The organism is Variovorax sp. UMC13 (genome assembly GCF_014170375.1).
GTDB lineage: Bacteria > Pseudomonadota > Gammaproteobacteria > Burkholderiales > Burkholderiaceae_C > Variovorax.
On record NZ_LZZW01000019.1, the window covers coordinates 12,596 to 34,760 of the forward strand.

General features: G+C 69.6%; 24 protein-coding genes. 11 read left to right on the forward strand and 13 right to left on the reverse strand.

What is annotated here, in order from left to right; translation table 11 throughout:
• Positions 1-882 (reverse strand): branched-chain amino acid ABC transporter permease, encoded by an 882-nt coding sequence (locus tag A9977_RS16905; protein ID WP_183026035.1) that lies wholly within the window; start codon positions 880-882, stop codon positions 1-3.
• A 120-nt stretch (positions 883-1,002) separates the two neighbouring features.
• Positions 1,003-2,157, reverse strand: coding sequence for an ABC transporter substrate-binding protein (locus tag A9977_RS16910; protein ID WP_183026036.1), 1,155 nt, complete (start codon positions 2,155-2,157; stop codon positions 1,003-1,005).
• A 219-nt stretch (positions 2,158-2,376) separates the two neighbouring features.
• Between A9977_RS16910 and A9977_RS16915 the strand changes: the two genes are divergently transcribed.
• On the forward strand, positions 2,377-3,459 hold the full coding sequence (locus A9977_RS16915; protein ID WP_183026037.1) for a TRAP transporter substrate-binding protein: 1,083 nt from the start codon (positions 2,377-2,379) through the stop codon (positions 3,457-3,459).
• A 112-nt stretch (positions 3,460-3,571) separates the two neighbouring features.
• On the opposite strand, the gene A9977_RS16920 is transcribed toward A9977_RS16915, so the two are convergent.
• Together A9977_RS16920 and A9977_RS16925 are read right to left on the reverse strand one after the other, a co-directional pair.
• Positions 3,572-5,404, reverse strand: a complete 1,833-nt coding sequence (locus A9977_RS16920; protein ID WP_183026038.1) for a TRAP transporter large permease subunit — start codon at positions 5,402-5,404, stop codon at positions 3,572-3,574.
• 23 nt (positions 5,405-5,427) lie between these two features.
• A complete protein-coding gene (locus A9977_RS16925) occupies positions 5,428-6,048 on the reverse strand; it encodes a TRAP transporter small permease subunit (protein WP_183026039.1) in 621 nt (206 codons plus the stop codon).
• 167 nt (positions 6,049-6,215) lie between these two features.
• Here A9977_RS16925 and A9977_RS16930 point away from each other — a divergent pair, with 167 nt between their 5' ends.
• Together A9977_RS16930 and A9977_RS16935 are read left to right on the forward strand one after the other, a co-directional pair.
• Entirely contained in the window at positions 6,216-7,499 is a 1,284-nt protein-coding gene (locus A9977_RS16930) for an SUMF1/EgtB/PvdO family nonheme iron enzyme (RefSeq protein WP_259652011.1), read from the forward strand.
• Between the two features lie 98 nt (positions 7,500-7,597).
• Complete coding sequence (locus A9977_RS16935; protein WP_183026040.1) at positions 7,598-7,975, forward strand: nuclear transport factor 2 family protein; 378 nt, start codon at positions 7,598-7,600, stop codon at positions 7,973-7,975.
• A 5-nt stretch (positions 7,976-7,980) separates the two neighbouring features.
• On the opposite strand, the gene A9977_RS16940 is transcribed toward A9977_RS16935, so the two are convergent.
• From A9977_RS16940 to A9977_RS16960, 5 genes are all read right to left on the reverse strand, one after another.
• The gene (locus A9977_RS16940) at positions 7,981-8,655 is read right to left on the reverse strand and encodes an ABC transporter ATP-binding protein (protein WP_183026041.1); all 675 of its coding nucleotides are present in this window, start codon (positions 8,653-8,655) and stop codon (positions 7,981-7,983) included.
• Positions 8,656-8,660: 5 nt separating this feature from the next.
• Positions 8,661-9,314: a molybdate ABC transporter permease subunit gene (gene modB / locus A9977_RS16945; protein WP_183026042.1), complete on the reverse strand. Its 654-nt coding sequence runs from the start codon at positions 9,312-9,314 to the stop codon at positions 8,661-8,663.
• A 3-nt stretch (positions 9,315-9,317) separates the two neighbouring features.
• Complete coding sequence (modA, locus tag A9977_RS16950) at positions 9,318-10,082, reverse strand: molybdate ABC transporter substrate-binding protein (protein WP_183026043.1); 765 nt, start codon at positions 10,080-10,082, stop codon at positions 9,318-9,320.
• 84 nt (positions 10,083-10,166) lie between these two features.
• Positions 10,167-10,652, reverse strand: coding sequence for a tRNA (N6-threonylcarbamoyladenosine(37)-N6)-methyltransferase TrmO (gene tsaA, locus A9977_RS16955; protein ID WP_183026044.1), 486 nt, complete (start codon positions 10,650-10,652; stop codon positions 10,167-10,169).
• Entirely contained in the window at positions 10,649-11,722 is a 1,074-nt protein-coding gene (locus A9977_RS16960; protein ID WP_310936152.1) for a nitroreductase, read from the reverse strand. The genes tsaA and A9977_RS16960 overlap by 4 nt, the downstream gene beginning before the upstream one ends.
• A 113-nt stretch (positions 11,723-11,835) precedes the next feature.
• Here A9977_RS16960 and A9977_RS16965 point away from each other — a divergent pair, with 113 nt between their 5' ends.
• From A9977_RS16965 to A9977_RS16975, 3 genes are all read left to right on the forward strand, one after another.
• Complete coding sequence (locus tag A9977_RS16965; RefSeq protein WP_259652012.1) at positions 11,836-12,618, forward strand: TOBE domain-containing protein; 783 nt, start codon at positions 11,836-11,838, stop codon at positions 12,616-12,618.
• Positions 12,619-12,921: 303 nt separating this feature from the next.
• A complete protein-coding gene (locus tag A9977_RS16970) occupies positions 12,922-13,392 on the forward strand; it encodes a cupin domain-containing protein (protein ID WP_183026046.1) in 471 nt (156 codons plus the stop codon).
• Between the two features lie 105 nt (positions 13,393-13,497).
• A complete protein-coding gene (locus tag A9977_RS16975) occupies positions 13,498-14,760 on the forward strand; it encodes a putative Na+/H+ antiporter (protein ID WP_183026047.1) in 1,263 nt (420 codons plus the stop codon).
• 45 nt (positions 14,761-14,805) lie between these two features.
• Here the strand turns inward: A9977_RS16975 and A9977_RS16980 are convergent, their stop codons facing one another.
• The 3 genes from A9977_RS16980 to A9977_RS16990 all read right to left on the reverse strand — a co-directional run bounded on the left by A9977_RS16980 (position 14,806) and on the right by A9977_RS16990 (position 16,649).
• Positions 14,806-15,117 carry a pentapeptide MXKDX repeat protein gene (locus A9977_RS16980; protein ID WP_183026048.1) on the reverse strand — a complete coding sequence of 104 codons (312 nt, stop codon included), beginning with the start codon at positions 15,115-15,117 and terminating at the stop codon, positions 14,806-14,808.
• Positions 15,118-15,222: 105 nt separating this feature from the next.
• A complete protein-coding gene (locus A9977_RS16985; RefSeq protein WP_183026049.1) occupies positions 15,223-16,014 on the reverse strand; it encodes a molybdopterin-binding protein in 792 nt (263 codons plus the stop codon).
• Entirely contained in the window at positions 16,011-16,649 is a 639-nt protein-coding gene (locus tag A9977_RS16990; RefSeq protein WP_183026050.1) for a cytochrome b/b6 domain-containing protein, read from the reverse strand. The genes A9977_RS16985 and A9977_RS16990 overlap by 4 nt, the downstream gene beginning before the upstream one ends.
• A 98-nt stretch (positions 16,650-16,747) precedes the next feature.
• Between A9977_RS16990 and A9977_RS16995 the strand changes: the two genes are divergently transcribed.
• From A9977_RS16995 to A9977_RS17010, 4 genes are read left to right on the forward strand one after another with little or no spacing between them, the layout of a single operon-like run.
• Complete coding sequence (locus A9977_RS16995; RefSeq protein ID WP_183026051.1) at positions 16,748-17,473, forward strand: response regulator transcription factor; 726 nt, start codon at positions 16,748-16,750, stop codon at positions 17,471-17,473.
• Positions 17,470-18,942 (forward strand): ATP-binding protein, encoded by a 1,473-nt coding sequence (locus A9977_RS17000; protein WP_183026052.1) that lies wholly within the window; start codon positions 17,470-17,472, stop codon positions 18,940-18,942. Before A9977_RS16995 ends, A9977_RS17000 begins: the two co-directional genes overlap by 4 nt.
• A 55-nt stretch (positions 18,943-18,997) precedes the next feature.
• Positions 18,998-19,396: a MerR family transcriptional regulator gene (locus tag A9977_RS17005; protein ID WP_183026053.1), complete on the forward strand. Its 399-nt coding sequence runs from the start codon at positions 18,998-19,000 to the stop codon at positions 19,394-19,396.
• Positions 19,393-20,376 (forward strand): aldo/keto reductase, encoded by a 984-nt coding sequence (locus A9977_RS17010; protein ID WP_183026054.1) that lies wholly within the window; start codon positions 19,393-19,395, stop codon positions 20,374-20,376. Before A9977_RS17005 ends, A9977_RS17010 begins: the two co-directional genes overlap by 4 nt.
• 10 nt (positions 20,377-20,386) lie before the next feature.
• On the opposite strand, the gene A9977_RS17015 is transcribed toward A9977_RS17010, so the two are convergent.
• Entirely contained in the window at positions 20,387-21,496 is a 1,110-nt protein-coding gene (locus tag A9977_RS17015) for a helix-turn-helix domain-containing protein (protein WP_183026055.1), read from the reverse strand.
• Between the two features lie 173 nt (positions 21,497-21,669).
• Here A9977_RS17015 and A9977_RS17020 point away from each other — a divergent pair, with 173 nt between their 5' ends.
• Positions 21,670-22,161: a (2Fe-2S)-binding protein gene (locus tag A9977_RS17020; RefSeq protein ID WP_183026056.1), complete on the forward strand. Its 492-nt coding sequence runs from the start codon at positions 21,670-21,672 to the stop codon at positions 22,159-22,161.
• Positions 22,162-22,165: the final 4 nt, after the last annotated feature.

Sequence of the window (22,165 nt, forward strand, 5' to 3'; positions counted from 1 at the left end):
TCAGACCTTGCGCTCCTTGAGCGAGCCGAACAGGCCCTTGGGGCGCACCAGCAGCACCAGGAACAGCAGGCCGAAGGCCACCGCGTCACGCATGTTGGAGCCCACGTAGGCCACCGACAGCACCTCGGCGAAACCGAGGAACAGGCCGCCCAGCAGCGCGCCGCGGATGTCGCCCATGCCGCCCAGGATGATCACCGCGATGCCCTTCTCGAGCATCGGCTGGCCCATCAGCGGGAACAGGGCGTTGGAGTACAGGCCGATCAGCACGCCGGCCACGCCACCCAGGCCCGCGGCCACGAAGGAGGTCAGGTAGAACAGGCCTTCGACGTTCACGCCGACCAGGTAGGCCGCCTTGGGCGATTCGGCGATCGCGCGCAGCGCGCGGCCGAGTTGCGTGCGCTGCAGCGACAGCATCAGCACGCCCATCAGCACGAAGGACGAGAGCACGATGCCCAGTTCGAGCACGGTCACGTGGATGCTGCCGATGACCAGTGCGTCGTCGGGGATGGTGCCGGGCGGGAAGCGCAGGTTCTCGGCGCCGAAGATGCCCTGGATGCCGTTGTTCAGGATGATGGCCACGCCGATGGTGGCGATCATCGGGATCAGGTGGGGCGCGTTGCGCTTGCGCAGCGGCTTGAGCACCAGCACGTCGATCACGAAGCCGATCACGCCGCAGAAGGCGAAGGCGAAGGGCAGGCCGACCCACAGGGGCATGCCCGAGACGCGCATGAATTCGGCCGCGGCATAGGCGCCGACCATGAACACCGCGCCGTGCGAGAGGTTGATGACGCCGAGCACGCCGAAGATGAGTGTGAAGCCGAGCGCGAAGAGTGCGTAGACGCACCCCAGCGACAAGGCGTTGACAAGCTGCTGATCGAGCACGATGGGCTTCCGTCAGGCCGCCACGCGAGCGTGTTGCGGCAAATCAAAAAAAGAAAACGGCGCAGAGGTCTGCGCCATTGCGGGAAACAGGGCGGGCCGCGTGGCCCGCCAACGAGAGAGTTACTTCTCGATCACGAACTGCGTGCCGCGCGACACGCTCACGATGGCCTTCTGCTGCGCGTCGTAGCCGGCGGGCTTGCCGGCCTTGTCGGTGGCGCGTGCGAAGGCGAAGGGGCCGGTGGCACCGGTCCACTTCACGTTCGGCAGCGCATCGCGCAGGGCGGTGCGGTCGGCCGCGAGGTTGCCCGAGAGCTTCACGCCCTTGAGCGCCTGGGCCACCACGTACAGGCCGTCGTAGGCCTGGGCCGCGAACTGGTCGGGCGCGGCCTTGAACTTGTCGTTGTAGGCCTTCTGGAACCTGGTGTTCTCGGCCGTGGCGTTGCTGGCCGACCAGGGGCTGCCGACGTACAGGTTGTCCGAGCTGCCCTTGGCCAGTTCGAAGATCTTGGTCGAGTTCATGCCGTTGCCGCCGATGATCGGCACGTTCAGGCCGAGCTGGCGGGCCTGCACCATCACCGGCGCGCCTTCAGCGAGCAGGGCCGACAGCACGATCGCGTCGGGATTGGTGGCCTTGATCTTGGTCAGCTGGGCCTTGAAGTCCACGTCGCCCTTGGCGAAGGTCTCGGTGGTGGTCACGGGCAGCTTCAGGTCTTCGAGGGCCTTCTTGAAGTTGTCGTAGCCGCTCTTGGTGAACACGTCGTCGTTGCCGTAGAGCACCGCGACCTTCTTCACGTTGGCATGCTTGATCGCCACGCGCAGCGTCTCGGGCAGCACGTCGGCCTCGGTCACCGAGTTGCGGAAGATGTAGTCGCCGATCGAGGTGATGCCGTCGGCCGTGTTCGAGGTGCCGAAGGCCACGGTCTTCGAGGCCTGGGCGATCGGGTCGGCCGCCTGGGCCGAGTTCGACAGCGTGGGGCCGAAGGTCATCAGGACCTTGTCCTGGAAGATCAGCTTCTTGAAGACGTTGATCGCGTCTTCCTTCTTGCCTTGCTCGTCCTCGATGGCCAGCACGATCTTGTCGCCATTGATGCCGCCGGCGGCATTGATCTCGTCGGCCGCCAGCTGGAAGCCGTTGCGGATGGCCGAGCCGTACTGCGCGGCACCGCCCGACAGGGCAGCGGCCACGCCGATCTTGATCTCGGCGGCCTGGGCGCCGAAGGCGGTGGCTGCGGCGAGCGCGAACAAAGCAGGCTTGAAGGAAAAGAGGTTTCTCATGAGAGGGCCGTTGTCAGGGAGGTATAAGGGCGGTCTCACATTTTATGCCTCTCGCCCGCGGGCCGCTGCGCAGGTGCGGCGCCCGAGCTGCGGTGCCGCAGGGTAAACCCCCCGCCGAACACTGTAAGTGCGTTTTTACAATCGCCCGGGCTGACACCCCAGTCGCCGATGCGGTCATGAGCCGCGTGCCGTTATTTTCAAAAGAACCCGGAGTTGTCCATGGATCGTCGTTCCCTCATCAAAAACGCTGGCATCGCGGGCGTCCTGGCTGCAGGCATCGCGCCTGCGGTGCATGCCCAGGCCGCTGTGCGTTGGCGTCTCGCTTCGAGCTTCCCCCGGTCCCTGGACACCATCTTCGGCAGCGCCGAAATGCTCTCGAAGACCGTGAAGGCGCTGTCGGGCGGCAAGTTCGAGATCACCGCGCACCCGGCCGGCGAACTGATGCCCGCCTTCGGCGTGGTCGATGCGCTGCAGGGCGACACCATCGAGATGGCGCAGAGCGCCGCCTACTACTTCACCGGCAAGGACCCGATCTTCGCCTTCAGCTGCGCCGTGCCCTTCGGCCTGACCGCTCGCCAGAACGATTCCTGGAAGGAATACGGCAACGGCCGCAAGCTGCTGGATGCCTTCTTCGCGCAGTACAACTTCCGCACCGCCAGCGCCGGCAACACCGGCACGCAGATGGGCGGCTGGTATCGCAAGGAAATCAAGACCGTGGCCGACCTCAAGGGCCTGAAGATGCGCATGGGCGGCGGCGTGTTCGGCGAATCGATGGCCAAGCTGGGCGTGATCTCGCAGAACATGCCCGCGGGCGATGTGTACCAGGCGCTCGAAAAGGGCACGCTGGATGCGGCCGAGTTCGTCGGCCCCTACGACGACCTGAAGCTGGGCTTCAACAAGGTCGCGCCCTTCTACTACTACCCCGGCTGGTGGGAAGGCGGCGCCGACCTCGAGTTCTTCGTCAACAACAAGGCCTTCGCCAAGCTGTCGGACGAGAACAAGGCCATCCTCGATGCGGCCATGAAGGTTGCCGCACGCGACATGACCGCCAAGTACGACGCCTACAACCCGGTGGCGCTGAAGAAGCTGGTGGCCGACAAGACCCAGCTCAAGGCCTTCCCGAAGGCCGTGATGGACGCGGGCTTCAAGACCGCCATGGAAGTCTTCGCCGAGCACGAAGCCAAGTCGCCGGAGTTCAAGAAGATCCACCAGGACATGCGCACCTTCCAGCGCGACCAGATCCTGTGGAACCGCTTCTCCGAGTTCCCGTTCAACCAGTACATGAACGGCGTGAAGGTCTGAGGCCGCTCCCGGCCCTGGTGGCCGGCCCCTCAAAGAAAAAACCGCGCAGTGCGCGGTTTTTTTTCGCCTGCATCCAGGCGGTGGGCCGGGGCGCCGGAGCGCCCCGGTGGGTTCAGGGACTCTTGGGCTTGAGCGAGTCCTGCAGCGCCTTCAGCGGATCGTCGGCGGTCGACTCGGGCGCCGTCGACGAAGGCTCTGCGCCGGGCTCGGGCATCGCGCCGCCTTCGGCCGGTGCCGCGGGTTCGGGGCTCGGTTCCTCGTTCGCGCCATAGCCGCCGTCGGTGTCGTTGCTCTCGGGCTGCAGCTGCTCGCGCATCTGTTCGCCCACCTTGTCGAGGTCGTAGTTCTGAACCTTGTCCAGGCTGCCGGTGACCAGGCCCGGGAACGCGATCAGCACACCCACCATCACCAGCTGGATCAGCACGAAGGGCACCGCACCGCGGTAGATCTGCATTGTCGTGACCGGCTGCATGATCTTCTGCGTCACGCGGTCGACGTAGGGCTTTTCGGGCGCCACCGAGCGCAGGAAGAACAGCGCGAAGCCGAAGGGCGGATGCATGAACGAGGTCTGCATGTTGACCGCCAGCAGCACGCCGAACCAGATCAGGTCGATGCCCAGCTTGTGCGCGACCGGCGCCAGCAGCGGCACCACGATGAAGGACAGCTCGAAGTAGTCGAGGAAGAAGGCCAGGATGAAGATCAGCAGGTTCACCACGATCAGGAAGCCCACCTGTCCACCCGGCAGGCCGGTCAGCAGGTGCTCGACCCAGATCGGGCCGTCGGCCGCCTGGAAGACCAGGCCGAAGACGGTGGCGCCGATCAGGATGAACATCACGAAGCTGCCCAGCTTGGTGGTCACCGTCAGCGCCTGCTTGAGCAGGTTCATGTCGAGGCGCTTGCGCACCACGCCCATCACCAGTGCGCCGATCGCGCCCATGGCGCCGCCTTCGGTCGGCGTGGCCACGCCCAGGAAGATGGTGCCCAGCACCAGGAAGATCAGCAGCAGCGGCGGGATCAGCACGAAGGTCACGCGTTCGGCCAGGCGCGACAGCAGCTTCAGGCCGGTGAGCTTGTTGAAGACCGCGATCACGAAGGCCACGAAGGTGCCGCCGCACATGGCGACCACGACCTTCTCGTCGGTGGCGACGAAAGTGACTTCCTCGCCCTGCCACCAGCTGTGCAGCGCGGTCATGTTCTGCGCCAGCAGGATCGCGGCGATGGCCGAGATGGTCATCAGCACGACCAGCGACATGTAGCCACCGCCGCCGTTGGGCTCACGGTAGATGCGGGCCTCGGGCGGCAGTGCGGGCACGCGCTCGGGCTTGAAGATGGCCAGGAAGGCGACGTAGAGCACATAGAGGCCGACCAGCATGAAGGCCGGAACGAAGGCGCCCTTGTACATGTCGCCGACGCTCTTGCCCAGTTGGTCGGCCATGATGATCAGCACCAGCGAGGGCGGGATGATCTGCGCCAGCGTGCCCGAGGCGGCGATCACGCCCGAGGCCATGCGCCGGTCGTAGCCGTAGCGCAGCATGATGGGCAGCGAGATCAGGCCCATCGAGATCACCGAGGCGGCGACCACGCCGGTGGTGGCGGCCAGCAGCGCGCCCACGAAGATCACGGCGAGCGCCAGGCCGCCGCGCATCGGGCCGAAGACCTGGCCGACGGTGTCGAGCAGGTCCTCGGCCATGCCGCTTCGCTCCAGTATCAGCCCCATCAGGGTGAAGAACGGAACGGCCAGCAGGGTGTCGTTGGCCATGATGCCGATGAGCCGCTGCGGCAACCAGGCCATGACGGAGGACTGGAACACGCCCAGCTCGATGCCGATGAAACCGAAGAACAACCCGCAGGCGCCGAGGCTGAAGGCCACCGGGAAGCCCAGCAGCAGGAAGATGATCAGCCCCGCGAACATGATCGGGGCGAAGTTGGCAGTGATGAATTCCATGGTGTGTGTGCGTTGCGCTTCGTTCAGCGGGCCTGGGGTGCCGTCTCGGGCGTTCCGGGCTGGATGCCGGCGCGTTCGCGCAGCACTTCGGCCAGTTCTTCCTCGGCCGATTTTTCACCCGCCTTGAGCGTTGGGTCCGGTCCGTCGCCGCGCAGGAACGCGACGCGCTTGATCAGTTCCGACCAGCCCTGCAGCAGCAGCAGCGTGAAGCCCACCGGCAGTGCGAGCCACACCGGCCAGCGGATCAGGCCACCGGAATTGCCGGACATCTCGCCCGACTGGTACTGCGAGATCAGCATGGGCACCGTGTAGTACAGCACCACCAGGCACAGCGGCGTGAGGAACAGCGCGAAGCCGAGGATGTCGATCCACATCTGCGTGCGTTTCGACAGCCGGCTGTTGAGCACGTCGATGCGCACATGCTCGCGATGGAGCAGGGTGAACCCTGCCGCGATCAGGAAGGACCAGGCGAACAGGTACCACTGGACTTCGAGGTAGGCGTTCGAACTCGTGTTGAACACCTTGCGGACGATCGCGTTCAGCGTGCTGATGGCGGTAGACGCCAGAATGATCCAGATCGCGTACTTTCCCACTTGGGCATTGAGCCAGTCGATGGCTCTCGACAACTTCATCAGGCCTTGCATAGTCGCTCCATGTTTTGGACGTGCTTGATACGAACACACCCGACACACCGGCGTTGTGCGCAGGCGGGTCGGGTGCAGTGGGGCGGATTTTATCGGTGCATCGCGGGATCCCAATGCGGCGTTTGCCCGTAGTCGGGCCCGGGAAATTGCACCGCGATAATCCGTCGATGCCTGCCCTCCCTGGTCCTGCGTCACGGCCCGCGCATGCGACACCGCAATCGATCGACTCGCCCGACATGCGGCGCGCCGGCCGCGAACTGCTGTCGCTGGCGCTGATCGACGCGCGCAACCACACGCTGCACCTGCTGTCGCTGTGGGAACAGGCGCAAGAGCGGGGCACCGCGCCGATGCCGCCCCAGCAGGGCGTGGTCCCGCCGTTCTGGCTGGGCGGCCACGTCGCCTGGTTCTCCGAATGGTGGATCGCCCGCAACACGCAGCGCGCCTTCGGCCTGGACTGCCCCGCGCGCCCGACGCGGCTGGCGTCGATCGAGCCGCGCGCCGACGACTGGTGGAGCCTGCCGCCCGCTGCGGCCGTCACCGGACTGCCCGATGCCGAGGCCACGCGCGCCTACCTGCTCGAGACGCTGGAGTGCACGCTCGACCTGCTGGCGCGCGCCGCCGAGACCGATGCCGGCCTCTACTTCTACCGACTGGCGCTGCTGCACGAGGACCTGCGCGGCGAGCAGCTGATCGTGATGGCCCAGAGCCTGGGCCTGCCGCTGGACATCGAACTGTCGCCCGCGGCCGCGCCGCGCGCGCCGCTGCTGATGCCCGCCACCCATTGGACCCTGGGCCGGCCCGCCGACGCCCCCGGCCTGGCGCTGTCGCAGGAGACCGGCACGGTGCGCATCGCGGTGCCCGAGTTCGAGATCGACGCCCAGCCCGTGAGCTGGCAGCAGTTCGCCGAGTTCGTGGACGACGGCGGCTACGACCGTCAGGACCTCTGGCATGCGGGCGGCTGGCAATGGCTGGCGGCGCAAAGCGAGGGTCGCCGCGCGCCGCGCCATGTGGAGCAGATCGGCGCCGGCCCGCGCGGCGCGGGCGGCGCGGTGCTGCAGCGCCGCTTCGGCCGCATGGTGCAGGCCGGCAACCACCATGCCGCGGTGCACCTGTGCTGGTGGGAGGCCGATGCCTGGGCGCGCTGGGCCGGCCGCCGCATCGCCACCGAGGTCGAATGGGAGATCGCGGCCCATGCCGGCGCCCACCGCGGCTTCGGCTGGGGCGGGGTGCACGAGTGGATGGCGGGCACGCTGCAGGCCTGGCCCGGTTGGCGCGCCGACCCGTGGAGCAGCGGCACCGAATTTGATCCCGTGCCCGCCTTCGGCACGGCGCGCGTGCTGCGGGGTTCGTCCTTCGCGACCCGGGCGCGCATGCGCTCCATGCATTGGCGCGGCTTCGCGCCGCCGGCGCGCGACGACGGCTTCTTCGGCTTCCGCAGCTGCAGCATCTGAGGCATGACCCGCGAGGTCATCGACGCCGCGCGTGCCCGGCGCGATCCTTCATGCACCCCGCGCCGTTGCGGGCCGTCAACGCCAAAGGAATCGTCATGATGAATACCGCCACCCCCGATGCCGCCGGCATCGCCCACGCCTACCTCGCCGTCTGGAACGAGACCGATCCGCTGCGCCGCCGTCGCCTGCTCGAAGCCGGCTGGCAGCCCGATGCCAGCTATGCCGACCCGATGGCGCAGGCGCGCGGGCTCGACGCCATCGATGCGCTGGTCGGCGCGGTGCAGCAGCGCTACCCGGGCTTCCGCTTCCACCTCAAGGGCCGGGCCGACGCGCATGGCGATCACCTGCGCTTCGGCTGGACGCTGGGGCCCGCGGGCGCCGAGGACCTGATCGAGGGCTCGGATTTCGCGCAACTCGACGGCGGCAAGCTGCGCGCCGTGACCGGCTTCCTGGACAAGGTGCCGGCCGGGGCCTGAGAAGGCTAGCGCGCCGGCCCGACGCGGCCTTCGTCGAGCGTCACCACCGACTGCGCCAGCGCCTCGACGTCGCTCGGGTCGTGCGTGACCAGCAGCGTGGGCACCTGCACGCGCTCGAGCATCTCGGCCAGCTCGGCGCGCAGCCGGACCCGCAGCACCGTGTCGAGCGCCGACAGCGGCTCGTCGAGCAGCAGCACGCGCGGCTGCGGTGCCAGCGCCCGGGCCAGGGCCACGCGCTGGCGCTGGCCGCCCGACAGGTGGCGCGGCCAGGCCGTGCGCAAGCTGCCCAGGTCGAACTGATGCACCAGCGCATCGATGCGCGCGCGCTGGGCCTCGTCGGGGCGCTGGCCCAGGCGGCAGAGGCCGAAGGCCAGGTTCTGCTCGACCGTCATGTGGGGGAACAGCGCATAGTCCTGGAACACCAGGCCCACGCCGCGCGCGCGGGCCGGCAGGTCGATGCCGTGCGCGCTGTCGAGCAGCGCCTCGCCCGCCACCCGCACATGGCCGCGCGCAGGCGGCGCCAGGCCCGCGATCGCCATCAGCACGGTCGACTTGCCCGAGCCCGAGGCGCCGATCAGCGCGGTGCGCAGCGTGGTGGACGTGAAGCGCGCGTCGAGCTCGAAACGCCGCCCGGGCGATTCCAGCAGGGTCTGCACGTGGATGTCGAGCACCGGCGTCATGGTCGTCAATGCTTGGCCTGCAGCATGCGGCCCGACACCACCAGCACCACCACGCAGACCACCGAGATCACCAGCGTGAGCCACAGCGCCTGCGCGTCGTTGCCGGCCTGCACCGCGTCGTAGATGGCGATCGACAGCGTCTGCGTCTTGCCGGGCAGGTTGCCGGCGATCATCAGCGTGGCGCCGAACTCGCCCATGGCGCGCGCGAAGGCCAGCATCAGGCCGGCCGTGATGCCGCGCACCGCCAGCGGTAGCGCCACGCGCGCGAAGATCTCGAACTCACCCGCGCCCAGCGTGCGCGCGGCATGCAGGAAGCGGCTGTCGACGTCCTCGAAGGCGGCGCGCGCGGCCTTGTAGATCAGCGGCAGCGAGACCAGCGAGGCCGCGATCACCGCGCCCTGCCAGGTGAACATCAGGTTGATGCCGAACCAGCGGTCGAGGTACTGGCCCAGCACGCCGTTGCGGCCGATCACCACGATCAGGTAGTAGCCCAGCACCGTGGGCGGCAGCACCATCGGCAGCATCAGCAGCGCGTCGACGAAGCTCTTGCCCGCGAACTGGCGCCGCGCCATCCACCAGCCCAGGGCGATGCCCATCGCGCCTGCCAGCAGCGTGGCCAGCAGGGCGATCTTGAGCGTGAGCCAGAGGGGAGCGAGCAAGGATCAGGGCTTGGAGAAGCCGAAGCCGTCGAGGATCTGCTGGCCCGCGGTGCTGCGCACGAAGGCGATGAAGTCCTTGCCGACGGCCGCGTTCTTGCTGCTGGCGATCTGCGCGATCGGGTAGCTCACGGGCGTGGTGGTGGGCACGGTCAGCGCGATGCGGGTCTTGTCGCGTTCGATCAGCGCGTCGGTGCGGTAGACGAAGCCGGCATCGACCTCGGCGCGCGCGACGTAGTTGAGCACCTGGCGCACGCTCTCGCCATAGATCCACTTGGGTTCCAGCGCGGCCGTGAGGCCGGCTTCCTGCACCGAGGCCATGGTGTAGCGGCCCACGGGCACCGACGACGGCGTGCCGGTCGAGATGCGCTTGTACGCGGCATCGGAGAGGTCGGACAGCTTGGCGGGCGAGGCCGCGGCGCTGGCCGGCACGATCAGCACCAGCGTGTTGCGCGCGAAGTCGTCCCGCGTGCCTTCGGCCAGCAGATTCGCCTTGGCGGCGCGGTCCATGGTTTCCTGGTCGGCCGAGGCGAAGACGTCGACCGGCGCGCCCTGCTGGATCTGCGCGAGCAGCGGGCCCGAGGCGGCGAAGTTGAAGGTCACCTTGGCGCCCGGGTGCGCCTTCTCGTAGGCCTGCCCGACGGCCTGGAAGGCATTGGTCAGGCTGGCCGCGGCGGACACCACCAGCTCCTGCGCATGCAGCGCGACGCTGCCCAGCGAAAAAACGGCCAGCAGGGTGGCTTTTTGCAGCCAGCGGGGAGTCGTGTTCATCTCGCGTCCTTCGGTTCGCTATTCAAATCGGGAATAGCGAAATCATAACAACGCAGGCACGCGCGGACCCTGGGGAAAGCCGCATCAGGCCATGCGGTCGTCGGCGCGGAGGGTGGGCAGCGCATCGAGGCGGTCGGCGAACCAGCCGATGCGCTCGGTGGCGCGCACGTCGAAGCGCGGCACGTAGGGCTTGATGTCCAGCACCGGCGTGCCGTCGAGCATGTCGTTGCCGGCGATGTGCAGCGTCGTGCCCTCGACCCTGAGCAACTGCACGATCGACAGCCCCAGCCGGTTCGGCCGGGCCGGCGCACGGGTGGCGAACACGCCGTGCGTGCGGTCGTCGAGGAAGGGCATGACTTCCAGCTTCTCGCTGGCGCAGCGATGGAAGTGCGTGAACAGGAGCAGGTACTCGAAGCCCTCGATGTCGCGCAGGCCGGCCGCGAACTCGGCGAAGACCTCGACCCGTGCCAGTTCCTGCGGCACGCCGGCCGACTGGATCGGCATGCCCGTCACCTCGGTGAAGCGGCTGTGCACCCGTGCGACCGGCCGGCAGACGACGACGTCGTTCATCCGATGGCCTTGTCGCTGGCCGTGAAGGTCCAGACCGCGGGCCGCGCGCCGCTGCGCGGGCCCTGTGCCGGCGACGACCAGCAGGACCAGACGGTTTGCGACAGCGGCCGGTCGACCGCCGGCGCGGGCTCGGTGATGGTGCCGATGCTGACGAAGCCGGCGAGGAATTCGTGCGGCCCCAGGCCCAGGTCGGCGCAGACCTCGGCGTCGAAGCAGCGGTCGCCGCTGAGCATGATCGCGCCGTAGCCCTGCGCATGCGCGGCGTTGAGCAGGTTGCCCAGCGCGGCCCCGGCGGCCAGCCATTGCTCGCGCAGCGGCACGCGCTTGCGCTGGCGCAGCGACACCACGAAGGCCAGCAGGCAGGGCGGACGGGTGGCGTGCTCGCGCGCGCGCCGCAGGTCGTTGGCCGCCGCCATCGGGTCGCGGCCGCGTTTCTCGCGCTCGAAGATGTCGGCCAGCGCCTCGCGCGCCTCGGCGCGGAACTCGATCACGCGCCAGGGATGCAGGCGGCCATGGTCGGGGGCCGCGAGCGCGGCCTGCAGCATCAGGTCGAGCGCCTCGGGCGTGGGGGCCGGCCCGCTCAGCCGGCGCGGCGACACCGAGCGTCGCGCCAGCAGCATCGGCAGCGAGGCGTTGGCCGGCGCCTTGTGGCCCAGCATCTCCACGTCGCCGAAGGCCAGGTGGCGCAGCGCGCGGTCGGCCAGCGGGTGCGTGAGCAGCGCCCAGTAGGCACCCGGCATGGCCGGCGAGCCGGCCGCGGTGCTCCATTCGCGCAGCAGGTCGACGCCGCTGCGCGCACGGGCGAAGCGCGCCAGCGCCGGCGCATGGTGGCGGTCGAGCGCCGCATTCAGCGCCTCGGCCTCGGCACCGGCCGCGGCCGCGCTGGCCACCGCCGCCGCGAGCACCGCCTCGTCGAGTTCGCGCTGGGCGACGGCGCCGCGCGGCAGCACGTCGCGCAGCGCCTCGACCGGCAGGCAGGTGCGCAGCACCGAGGCATGCAGGTGGCGGCCCAGCCGCGCGAGGGAATGGCGCGGGGCGGCCGCTTCGGAGGCAAGGGCATCGGCACTCACGGTGGGGGTCCTTTCAGTACGGGCCGCGGCTGGCCGAGGGGCCGTGCGCCGCGCTATTCCAAAAAAGGATAACGCAAGCGGCGATGTCGTGTGCGCATTGCACAATGCGCCGCATGGCAAGCCCCCGACTCATCGACGCGCTCGGCCACGGCCCGAGCGACAAGCGCATCGACCTGCTGCGTGGCATCGCCCGCAGCGGCAGCATCTCCCAGGCCGCGCGCGACGCGGGCGTGAGCTACAAGGCCGCCTGGCAGGCCATCGACACCCTGACCAACCTGGCGGGCGTACCGCTGGTCGAGCGGGCGGTGGGCGGCGCGGGCGGCGGCGGCGCGGTGCTCACGGCGCACGGCGGCCACCTGCTCGAGCTGGCCGAGGCGCTCGACACCGCGCGCCGCGCCGTGCATGCGCGCTGGGCCGCCGGCGGCGCCGAGGCCGCGCCGCGGGCCGATACCACGATCGCGCGGCTGGCGGTGCGCACCAGCATGCGCAACCAGCTGCCGGCCGTGATCGAGTCGATGGCGTCGACCGGGCGCACGGTGCGTGCCCTGATGCGGCTCGGCGATGGGGCCGAAGGCGGCCGCATCGCCGCGCGCATCACCCAGGAGAGCGCCGAGCTGCTGGGCCTGCACGAAGGCCTGCCGGTACTCGCGCTGTGCAAGGCCACCGCGGTGCGCGTGCTGCGCGCCGATGCCGCCCCGGCCAGCGCGCGCGGCAACCGGCTCGACGGTGCCGTGACGGGCGTGCTGCGCGGCGCGGGCGGCGACGAGGTCGCGGTGGCGATCGGCGCCGGCCTGCAGCTGGTCGGCTTCGCGCCGCGCGATGTCGCGCTGCGCACCCGGCAGCGCGTGGCGGCCGTGCTCGACGAGGCCGCGGTGGTGGTGGCATTGCCGGCCTGAGGCGGGCCGGCCCGCAGGATGCGCACAAATCTTGTGCGGCGGCACGGCTGGCGCGCCGCGGCGCGCGCTTCTACCATTCGGGCCGTCACACCGCATCGGCCATGAAAGGCACCCGCGCATGAAGAAGCACCCCGGCATCCGCCAGAGCCCCGATCCCGCCGTCGCCTAGCGATCCGATCCGGCCACGCGCGCGCGGATCCTCCCCGAATTCCAGACCGCATCCCTCCGGGGCGAGCCTGTCTCGCACCCGGTGGCGTCGCGGCGTCGTCTTTTTTTGCTGTCACACACCCAAAGGAAAAAACCATGAAGAACACGTTCAAGTACCGCCTCGGCGCGGTGGGCCTCGTCGCGCTGGCGGCATTGGCCGGCTGCGGCGGTGGCGGAGGAGGGGGCCCGGCCCCGTCCGAAGCCCTGGTCTCGCTGCCGGCCAAGGACCTCCAATGGCGCGACGTGCCCGGCACCGGCGGCATCCGCGCGGCGAACGTGCGCGGCGAGATTCTGGGCCAGGGCCCGTACGAGGCCTTCGTGGAATTCCCGGCCGGTTATGTCAACCCGCACCACTTCCACACCCAGGCCTTGCCCACGGTGGTGCTGAGCGGCGTGTTCTATGCGATCTTCGAGGACGGCAAGAAGGTGCAGTACCCGGCCGGCTCCTATTACTACATCCCGGGCAAGCTGCCGCACTTCAGCGGCTGCGAGCCAGGCACGAACTGCCTGCTGTTCCAGTACCAGGCCGACCACTTCGACCTGGTCCAGACGCCCGCGACCCGCTGAGCGACGGGCTGCGGCTAAAATCCGGGGAGGGTGGCAGGCCAATCAGGGCCTGTCAGGTCATTGCGAAGGTCGGGCCGCCTCGCAGTTTCGTCACGATCGAAAAACATGACCGACACCCCGATCCAATGGATCGCGGCAGCCATCTTCGCTGTCGCCCTGCTCCACACCTTCGCCGCCAAGCAGTTCGAGCGACTCTCCCATCGCCATCCCGCCCATGCCGGCCTGTTCCACCTGCTGGGCGAGGTCGAGGTCGTCTTCGGCTTCTGGGCGATCGTGCTGGTGCTGGCGATGGCCTTCGTCAGCGGCGGCACGCAGGCGCTGGACTATGCGGAATCGCGCAACTACACCGAGCCCCTGTTCGTCTTCGTGGTGATGGTGATCGCCGCGTCGCGGCCGGTGCTGCGCACGGTGATGGCGAGCGTCGACACGCTGGCGCGGGTGCTGCCGGTGCCGACGCCGCTGGCCACCGCCTGGCTGGGCCTGGCCGCGGTGCCGCTGTTCGGCTCGCTGATCACCGAGCCGGCCGCGATGACCATCGCCGCGCTCATGCTGGCGCCGCAGATCTTCCGGCCGGAGGTGCCCGAGCGCGTCAAGTACCTGGCCCTGGGCGTGCTGTTCGTGAACGTCTCGATCGGCGGCACGCTCACCTCCTATGCGGCACCGCCGGTGCTGATGGTCGCGACCACCTGGCAATGGGACAGCGCCTTCATGTTCGCCACCTTCGGCTGGAAGGCCGCGCTGGCGGTGCTGGTGAACGCCAGCGTCGCCGCCTTCGTGCTGCGCCACCATCTGCGCCCCGCGCCCGCGGCCCTGGACGGCGCAGCGGCCGAAACGCGCGTGCCGCCGACGGTGGTGGCCGTGCACGTGGGGCTGCTCGCGGGCGTGGTGCTGTTCGCGCATCACCCGGTGGTGTTCCTCGGGCTGTTCCTGATGTTCCTCGGCTTCACGCAGGCCTATGAGCGGCACCAGAGCCCGCTGATCATCAAGGAGGCGCTGCTGGTGGGCTTCTTCCTGGCCGGCCTGGTGGTGCTGGGCGGCATGCAGCAGTGGTGGCTGCAGCCCATCGTCTCGGGCCTGACGCCGGTGGCGCTGTTCCTCGGCGCGCTGGGCCTGACCGCCATCACCGACAACGCCGCTCTGACCTACCTCGGTTCGCTGATTGTCGGCATCTCGGACGAGTCGAAATACATGCTGGTGGCCGGCGCGGTCGCGGGCGGTGGCCTGACGGTGATCGCCAACGCGCCCAATCCCGCCGGCATCGCCCTGCTCAAGCGGGGCTTTGCGGACGAGACGGTCGGCGCGGGCGGGCTGCTGCTCGGCGCGCTGGGGCCCACGGCGGTGGCCGCGGCCGCCTTCATGTTCCTCTGACAAGGCGCTGAACCGCCGCGGGTGTGTTGCGGCGCTTTGGCGGCCTTACTTCTTCATGCCGTCCTTGGACATCGCGTCCTTCGACATCGCATCCTTGCCCATGGCGTCCTTGCCCATGGCATCCTTCTTCATGCCGTCCTTGGCCATGCCGTCCTTAGCCATCGCGTCCTTGGCCATGCCGTCCTTGGCCATCGAATCCTTCTTCATCGCGTCCTTCTTCATGCCGTCCTTGGACATGCTGTCCTTCGACATCGAATCCTTGGCCATGCTGTCCTTGGCCATCTCGTCGGCGGCGAAGGCCGAGACCGAGCCGACGGCGATGAAGGCGGCGAGGAGGGTGGTGCTGAGCTTGTTCATTTGGGTTTCCTTGATGTGATGAGAGCGTTTGTCGAGAGAGAGAAAAATGGCCGGGTTCGACAGGCCGCCGGCCGCGCGTTGCGGCAGTGCTGAGCTTCGGGTCGCTCAGCTCCCGCCGAACCAGTTGTAGCCCTGGTCTTCCCAGTAGCCGCCAGGGTTGGTGTTGGTGACGAAGATCGCCTTGATGTGCTTCGGGTTCTTGTAGCCCAGCTTGGTCGGCATGCGCAGCTTCATCGGGAAGCCGTACTTCGGTGGCAGCGGCTCGCCGTCGTAGCTCAGCGTGAGCAGGGTCTGCGGATGCAGCGCGGTCGGCATGTCGATGCTGGTGTAGTAGTCGTCGGCGCACTTGAAGCCGATGAACTTCGCGCTGGTGTCGGCGCCCACGCGGCGCAGGAAGTCGGCGAAGCGCACGCCGCCCCATTTGCCGATGGCGCTCCAGCCTTCCACGCAGATGTGGCGCGTGACCTGGTCCTGCTGCGGCATGGCGCGCAGTTCGGCCAGCGTCCATTGGCGCCTGTCGGCCACCAGGCCGGTCACTTCGAGCCGGTAGCTGTCCTCGTCGACCTCGCGCACCTCGCTCTCGCCGTAGAAGGCGTTGAAGGGGAAGGGCCGCGTGATCATCGATTCGGGATACGTGGGCGCAAGCTGCGTCGGGTCGAAGATCATCCCCTGCACCTTGTCGTTGAAGCGCGAGATGGTGTTGAGCGCGGCCTCGACGCCGGCGTTGTCGCTGATGCTGCAGCCGGTGAGCAGCGACAGGCCGCCCATCGTCAACGAGCGCGTGAGGAAGGCGCGGCGCGCGGGGTGTTCGACCTTGCGCTGGATCAGCTGCCGGGCTTCGGCCAGCGCGGCCTCGCTGTCGACGCCGATCAGCGGCAGGCGGCGGAGGATCTTCATGACGTCTTTCCTTTGGGCAGGCCGGCGCGGCCGCTGAGCATCGTGAGCAGGGTGCGGGGCACCAGCGCCACCATCACCAGGTGCAGCGCGACGAAGCCGACCAGCGCGGCCATCGCGAAGAAATGGATGCGGCGCGCGAATTCATAGCCGCCCAACAGGTCGCGCAGGAACGCGAACTGCACCGACTTCCACAGCACCAGGCCCGACAGCACCAGCAGCGCGATGTCGAGCATTACGAACAGGTAGGCCGCGCGCTGCACGCTGTTGTAGTGGCGCGGGTCGGCATGCGAGAGCCGGCCGTGCAGGGCCGCGAGCAGGTCCTGCCAGATGCCCCGGATCGACAGCGGGAAGAACTTGCGGAACAGCCGACGGCTGGCGATGTTGAGCGCCAGGTAGACCAGGCCGTTGGCCGCCAGCAGCCACATCGCCGCGAAATGCCACTGCAGCGCGCCGCCCAGCCAGCCGCCCAGCGTGAGGCCCTTGGGGATCTCGAAGGGGAAGAAGGGCGCGGCGTTGTAGATGCGCCAGCCGCTGGTCACCAGCACCAGCACCGCCAGCGCATTGAGCCAGTGGGCGATGCGCATCCACACCGGGTGGATCGGTGTGCGATCGGGGGTGGGGTGTCGGTCTTGCATGGGGCGGATTGTTGGGCGCACCTGCTGGCCGAATCCTCACGAAGAGTTCAATAATTCGTGATAACTCCCGCGGCCCGATCGCCGCAAAATGGGCCGACATGGAAACCGCCAAACGCGTGCTGATCGTCGAGGACGATGCCCACATCGCCGAACTGCTGCGCCTGCACCTGCACGACGAGGGCTATGCCGTGACGCATGCGGCCGACGGCGATGCCGGGGCGCGCGAACTCGAGCGCGGCAGCTGGGACGCGCTGATCCTCGACCTGATGCTGCCCGGCATCGACGGCCTCGAGATCTGCCGCCGCGCCCGCGCCATGACCCGCTACACGCCGATCATCATCACCAGCGCGCGCTCGAGCGAGGTGCATCGCATCCTCGGGCTGGAGCTGGGTGCCGACGACTACCTGGCCAAGCCCTTCTCGGTGCTGGAGCTGGTGGCGCGGGTGCGCGCGCTGCTGCGGCGCACCGAGGCGATGGCGCGCAACGCGCGCATGGAATCGGGCCGGCTCGCGCTCGGCAACCTGGACATCGACCCGGTGGCGCGCGAGGTGTGGGTCGACCGCAAGCCGATCGAGCTCACGCCGCGCGAGTTCGACCTGCTGTACTTCTTCGCGCGCCATCCGGGCCGGGTGTTCTCGCGGCTCGACCTGCTCAACCAGGTCTGGGGCTACCAGCACGACGGCTACGAGCACACGGTCAACACGCACATCAACCGGCTGCGCATGAAGATCGAGGCCGACCCGGCCGAGCCGCGCCGCATCCTCACGGTCTGGGGGCGTGGCTACAAGCTGGCGCCCACCGACGCGCCGGAGGCCGCGGCATGACGACGGGCTTCGCCTCGGCCAGCCTCTCGCGTCGCTTGTCGGCGGTGTTCGCGGTGCTGCTGCTGGCCTGCTGCGGGGCTTCGGCCTGGCTGCAGTGGTCGGCCGGCGGGCGGCACGAGCAGGAGGTGACGCAGCGCCTGTCGATGGGCCTGGCGGCCCACATCGCGGGCAATGCCGCGCTGATGCGCGCCAACGGCCTCGACGACACGGCCGTGCATGCATTGTTCGACCAATTGATGGCGGTCAACCCCAGCGTCGAGGTCTACCTGCTGGCCGCCGACGGCCGCATCGTCGCGCAGGCCGCGCCGCCGGGCCACCTCAAGCGCGACCTGGTCGACCTGGGGCCCATCCGCCGCCTGCTGGGCGGCGCGGCGCTGCCGGTGTTCGGCGACGATCCGCGCGGCGAGGGTGGGCGCAAGGTCTTCAGCGCCGCGCCGCTGCAGGCCGACGGGCGCGACACGGGCTATGTCTACGTGGTGCTGTCGGGCGAAGACCGCGAGGCCGTGGCCGCCAACGTCGCGGCCGGCAGCGTGATGCGCACCACGCTGTGGTCGATGGCGCTGGTCGCGCTGCTGGGCCTGGTGGCGGGGCTTTTTGCATTCCGGCTCATCACGCGGCCGCTGCGCGAACTGACCGGGGCGGTGGAGCGCTTCGAGCGCGAGGGCGTGGCCGCACTGGAGCAGGCCACGCCCGCGCTCGACCGCGTGGCGCGCACGGGCGGCGAGATCGGCATGCTGGGCCAGGCCTTCCAGAAGATGGCGCAGCGCATCGCCGAGCAGTGGCGCGAACTCACGGCGCAGGACCAGCAGAGGCGCGAGCTCTTCGCCAACATCTCGCACGACCTGCGCACGCCGCTGACCTCGCTGCACGGCTACCTCGAGACGCTGCAGATGAAGGCCGACACGCTGGCGCCCGCCGAGCGCCGGCGCTACCTGGAGATCGCGCTGGGCCAGAGCCGCAAGGTCGGCCGGCTGGCGCAGGAGCTGTTCGAGCTGGCGCGGCTGGAGTACGGCGTGGTCAAGCCCGAGAAGGAGCGCTTCGCGCTGGCCGACCTGGTGCAGGACGTGTTCCAGAAGTTCGAGCTCGCGGCCGAGGCGCGGCGCCAGCACCTGGTGGCCGACATCGCCCAGGGCCTGCCCGCGGTCCATGCCGACCTGGGCATGATCGAGCGCGTACTCACCAACCTGCTGGACAACGCGATCCGCCACACGCCCGAGGGCGGCGAGGTCCGGGTGCGCCTGTGGGGCGAGGGCGCGGGCATCCGCGTCGAGGTCAGCGACACCGGGCCGGGCGTGCCGCGCGAACTGGAGCCGGTGATCTTCACCCGGCCGGCCTTCGCTGCGGGGCGCCAGCGCGAGGGCGGGCTGGGCCTGATGATCGTCTGGCGCATCCTGCAGCTGCACGGCAGCGACATCCGGCTGGAGCCGCGCGAGGGTCGCGGCGCGGTCTTCACCTTCGGGCTGCAATAGAGGAAGCGCGATTCTTCTTGACTTGGAGTGCGCTCGAACTTCGAGAATGCACGCCATGGACTCTCCCCTCAGCATCGACGAGGTCTCGCGCCGCACCGGCCTCACGGCGCACACGCTGCGCTACTACGAACGCATCGGGCTCATCGCCCCCGTGACGCGCGCCGCCGGCGGCCAGCGCCGCTACGCGGCCGCGGACCTCGACTGGATCGCTTTCCTGCTGCGCCTGCGCGAGACCCGCATGCCGGTCGCCCGGATGCAGGAATTCGCCACCCTGCGCAGCCAGGGCGATGCCACGGCCGCGCAACGGCGCCAGATGCTCGAGGCGCACCTGGCCGAGGTGCAGGCGTCCATCGCCGAGATGCAGCGCGCGGCCGGCATCCTGGCCGACAAGATCACGCACTACCGCGCCATCGAGCGCGGCCCTCTTTCATCGCAAAAGGAAAAAGCAGTATGAAGCAACGTTCCATCGGCCAGAGCGGCCTCCAGGTCGGGGCGCTTGGCCTCGGCTGCATGGGCATGTCGGAGTTCTATGGCGAGACCGACGACGCCCAGTCGCTGGCCACGCTCGAACACGCGCTCGACGCGGGCGTGACCCTGTTCGACACCGCCGACGCCTACGGCTTCGGCGCCAACGAGGAACTGCTGGGCCGCTTCCTCCGGGGCAAGCGCGAGCGTGTCACGCTGGCCACCAAGTTCGGCCTGGTGCGCAAGCCCGGCAGTTACGAGCGCCGCGTCGACAACTCGCCGGCCTACATCCGCTCGGCCTGCGAGGCCTCGCTGCGCCGGATGGGCGTGGAGACCATCGACCTCTACTACATCCACCGGCTCAACCTCGAGACGCCGCTGGAGGACTCGATCGGCGCGCTGGCCGAGCTGGTGAAGGCCGGCAAGGTGCGCGCCATCGGGTTGTCGGAGGTCTCGCCCGCCACGCTGCGGCGCGCGGCGGCCCTGCACCCGATCGCCGCGGTCCAGAGCGAATACTCGCTGTGGACGCGCGACCCCGAGCAGGGCGTGCTGCAGGCTTGCCGCGAGGTGGGCGCGGCCTTCTGTGCCTACAGCCCGCTGGGCCGCGGCTTCCTCACCGGCCAGGTCACCAGTGATTCGCTCGACGCCAAGGACTTCCGCCGCTCCAACCCGCGCTTCGCCGAGGAGAACCTGCAGGGCAACCTGCGCATCGTCGAGACGGTCAAGGCGCTGGCGGCCGAGAAGGGCTGCACGCCGGCCCAGCTGGCGCTGGCCTGGCTGCTGGCGCAGGGCGAGGACGTGATCCCGATTCCCGGCACCAAGCGCATCCGCTACCTCGACGACAACCTGGGCGCGCTGAAGGTGGCGCTGTCGGCCGAGGAACTGGCCCGCATCGGCGCGGCGCTGCCGATCGGCGTGGCGGCCGGCGGGCGCTATACCGAAGAGGGCATGAAGGGCTTGAACGCCTGAACGACGCGGCTCAGCGCCCGCGCGCCGCCAGCTTGCGGTAGACCGTCGCCCGGCTGATGCCCAGCGCGCGCGCGGCCTCGGCCACGTTGCCGCGGGCGTCCTCGACCGCCTTGCGGATCAGCGCCGTTTCCACGTCGCGCAGCCGCGGGCGGGCGGGAGCGGGCGCCGCGCCGCGCGTCGGCAGTTCGGGCCAGGCTTGCAGGCGCAGGCCGGACCACAGCGGGACCTCGAGCGTGCCGTCGCGCCGGGCGGCGTCCCACAGCAACCCCGGTGGCAGCGCGAACAGCGTGTCGGCGCTCGGTGCCGCGCCGGCGCGCAGCGGCGCGTTCAGCATCTGCCGCGCCGCCGCGTTGGCCGCCAGCACGCGCGCATCGGCGTCGAGCGCCAGCAGCCCTTCGGAGTCGTCGCCGCTGGCGCAGCCGGGCCAGTTCAGGCGCAGCAGCAGCGCGTGCGGCTGGGCGCGCACCAGCGCGTTCTCGATGCTGCGCGCCGAGCCGGCCGCCAGGTGCCGGAGCTCGGGCCGTTCGGCCGCGTGCACGCCGGTCAGGTCGAGCATGCCGATGCAGTCGCCCTGCGGCCCGAACAGCGGCGCGCCCGCGCAGCTGTAGATGCCGGTGTCGTCGAAGAAGTGTTCGGCGCGGTGCAGCCACACCGGCACCTGCTCGGCCAGCGCGGCGCCGATGGCCGAGGTGCCGATGGCGCGCTCCGACAGGTCGACGCCCACGCGGCCGATGTCGCGCGCGCGGCCTGCGGCGTCGTCGCTGCCGCCCGGCAGCGCGCCGACCTCGATCACCAGGCCGTCGGCATCGGTCAGCAGCGCGAAGTAGCGCGTGTCGGCGATGGCGCGCGAAAGCCGCTCCAGCACCGGGCGCGCCGCGCCCAGCAGCGCCTGGTGGCGCTCGTCGGCGTCGCGTTGGGCGGTGCGCGCGACCGGCTCGAAGCTCAGCCGCTGCTGCGGCCGGTGGCCGGCCGCCAGGCAGCGCCGCCAGGAGCGCAGCAGCCAGGGTTCGACCGGCGTGGCCAGGGCCACATCCTCGCCATGGATGCACTGCCGCCGCGCCTGGGCGATGGCCTGGAGTCGGCTGCCGTCGCGGGGGGAATGGGCGGGGGTGGTGAGCATCTTGGGGTGAGGCGGAACGGTGGCGTGGGAGGACGGACCGGGGCCCGCTGTTCCATTTTGAGAATTTCGCGGTCGACCTGCAAGCGGCAAGGGTTTTGCCTAGGATGGTGGCCACCTCCGGCGCCCAAGATGCCATTCGCCGAACCAGCCATTCCTTCCACGGAGACAGCCACATGCAGGTATCTTTCACCGTCAACGGCCGCGCGGCCACGGTCGACGCCCCGCCCAACACCTTCCTCGTGCACGCGATCCGCGAGCACCTGCACCTGACCGGCACCCATGTGGGCTGCGACACCGCCCAGTGCGGCGCCTGCACCGTGCACGTGAACGGCCGCGCGATCAAGTCCTGCAACGTGCTGGTGGCCCAGGTGGCCGGCGCCGAGATCACCACCATCGAGGGCGTGGCCGAGGCCGACGGCACCATGCACCCGATGCAGGCGGCCTTCAAGGAGTGCCACGGCCTGCAGTGCGGCTTCTGCACCCCGGGCATGGTGATGAGCGCCATCGACCTGTGCACCTACCACCCGAACGCGAGCGAGACCGAGGTCCGCGCGCTGCTCGACGGCAACCTGTGCCGCTGTACCGGCTACCAGAACATCGTCAAGGCCGTGCAGTTGGGCGGCAAGAACATGACCGCGGCGGCTGCCAAGCCCGTCACGGCCTGAGGAG

Bases quoted from the DNA above. Each gene is read 5' to 3' on its own strand.
- A9977_RS16910 (WP_183026036.1), bottom strand. From the start codon at position 2,157: ATGAGAAACCTCTTTTCCTTCAAGCCTGCTTTGTTCGCGCTCGCCGCA.
- A9977_RS16915 (WP_183026037.1), top strand. From the start codon at position 2,377: ATGGATCGTCGTTCCCTCATCAAAAACGCTGGCATCGCGGGCGTCCTG.
- A9977_RS16920 (WP_183026038.1), bottom strand. From the start codon at position 5,404: ATGGAATTCATCACTGCCAACTTCGCCCCGATCATGTTCGCGGGGCTG.
- A9977_RS16925 (WP_183026039.1), bottom strand. From the start codon at position 6,048: ATGCAAGGCCTGATGAAGTTGTCGAGAGCCATCGACTGGCTCAATGCC.
- A9977_RS16930 (WP_259652011.1), top strand. From the start codon at position 6,216: ATGCCTGCCCTCCCTGGTCCTGCGTCACGGCCCGCGCATGCGACACCG.
- A9977_RS16935 (WP_183026040.1), top strand. From the start codon at position 7,598: ATGAATACCGCCACCCCCGATGCCGCCGGCATCGCCCACGCCTACCTC.
- A9977_RS16940 (WP_183026041.1), bottom strand. From the start codon at position 8,655: ATGACGCCGGTGCTCGACATCCACGTGCAGACCCTGCTGGAATCGCCC.
- modA (WP_183026043.1), bottom strand. From the start codon at position 10,082: ATGAACACGACTCCCCGCTGGCTGCAAAAAGCCACCCTGCTGGCCGTT.
- tsaA (WP_183026044.1), bottom strand. From the start codon at position 10,652: ATGAACGACGTCGTCGTCTGCCGGCCGGTCGCACGGGTGCACAGCCGC.
- A9977_RS16965 (WP_259652012.1), top strand. From the start codon at position 11,836: ATGGCAAGCCCCCGACTCATCGACGCGCTCGGCCACGGCCCGAGCGAC.
- A9977_RS16970 (WP_183026046.1), top strand. From the start codon at position 12,922: ATGAAGAACACGTTCAAGTACCGCCTCGGCGCGGTGGGCCTCGTCGCG.
- A9977_RS16975 (WP_183026047.1), top strand. From the start codon at position 13,498: ATGACCGACACCCCGATCCAATGGATCGCGGCAGCCATCTTCGCTGTC.
- A9977_RS16980 (WP_183026048.1), bottom strand. From the start codon at position 15,117: ATGAACAAGCTCAGCACCACCCTCCTCGCCGCCTTCATCGCCGTCGGC.
- A9977_RS16985 (WP_183026049.1), bottom strand. From the start codon at position 16,014: ATGAAGATCCTCCGCCGCCTGCCGCTGATCGGCGTCGACAGCGAGGCC.
- A9977_RS16990 (WP_183026050.1), bottom strand. From the start codon at position 16,649: ATGCAAGACCGACACCCCACCCCCGATCGCACACCGATCCACCCGGTG.
- A9977_RS16995 (WP_183026051.1), top strand. From the start codon at position 16,748: ATGGAAACCGCCAAACGCGTGCTGATCGTCGAGGACGATGCCCACATC.
- A9977_RS17000 (WP_183026052.1), top strand. From the start codon at position 17,470: ATGACGACGGGCTTCGCCTCGGCCAGCCTCTCGCGTCGCTTGTCGGCG.
- A9977_RS17005 (WP_183026053.1), top strand. From the start codon at position 18,998: ATGGACTCTCCCCTCAGCATCGACGAGGTCTCGCGCCGCACCGGCCTC.
- A9977_RS17010 (WP_183026054.1), top strand. From the start codon at position 19,393: ATGAAGCAACGTTCCATCGGCCAGAGCGGCCTCCAGGTCGGGGCGCTT.
- A9977_RS17015 (WP_183026055.1), bottom strand. From the start codon at position 21,496: ATGCTCACCACCCCCGCCCATTCCCCCCGCGACGGCAGCCGACTCCAG.
- A9977_RS17020 (WP_183026056.1), top strand. From the start codon at position 21,670: ATGCAGGTATCTTTCACCGTCAACGGCCGCGCGGCCACGGTCGACGCC.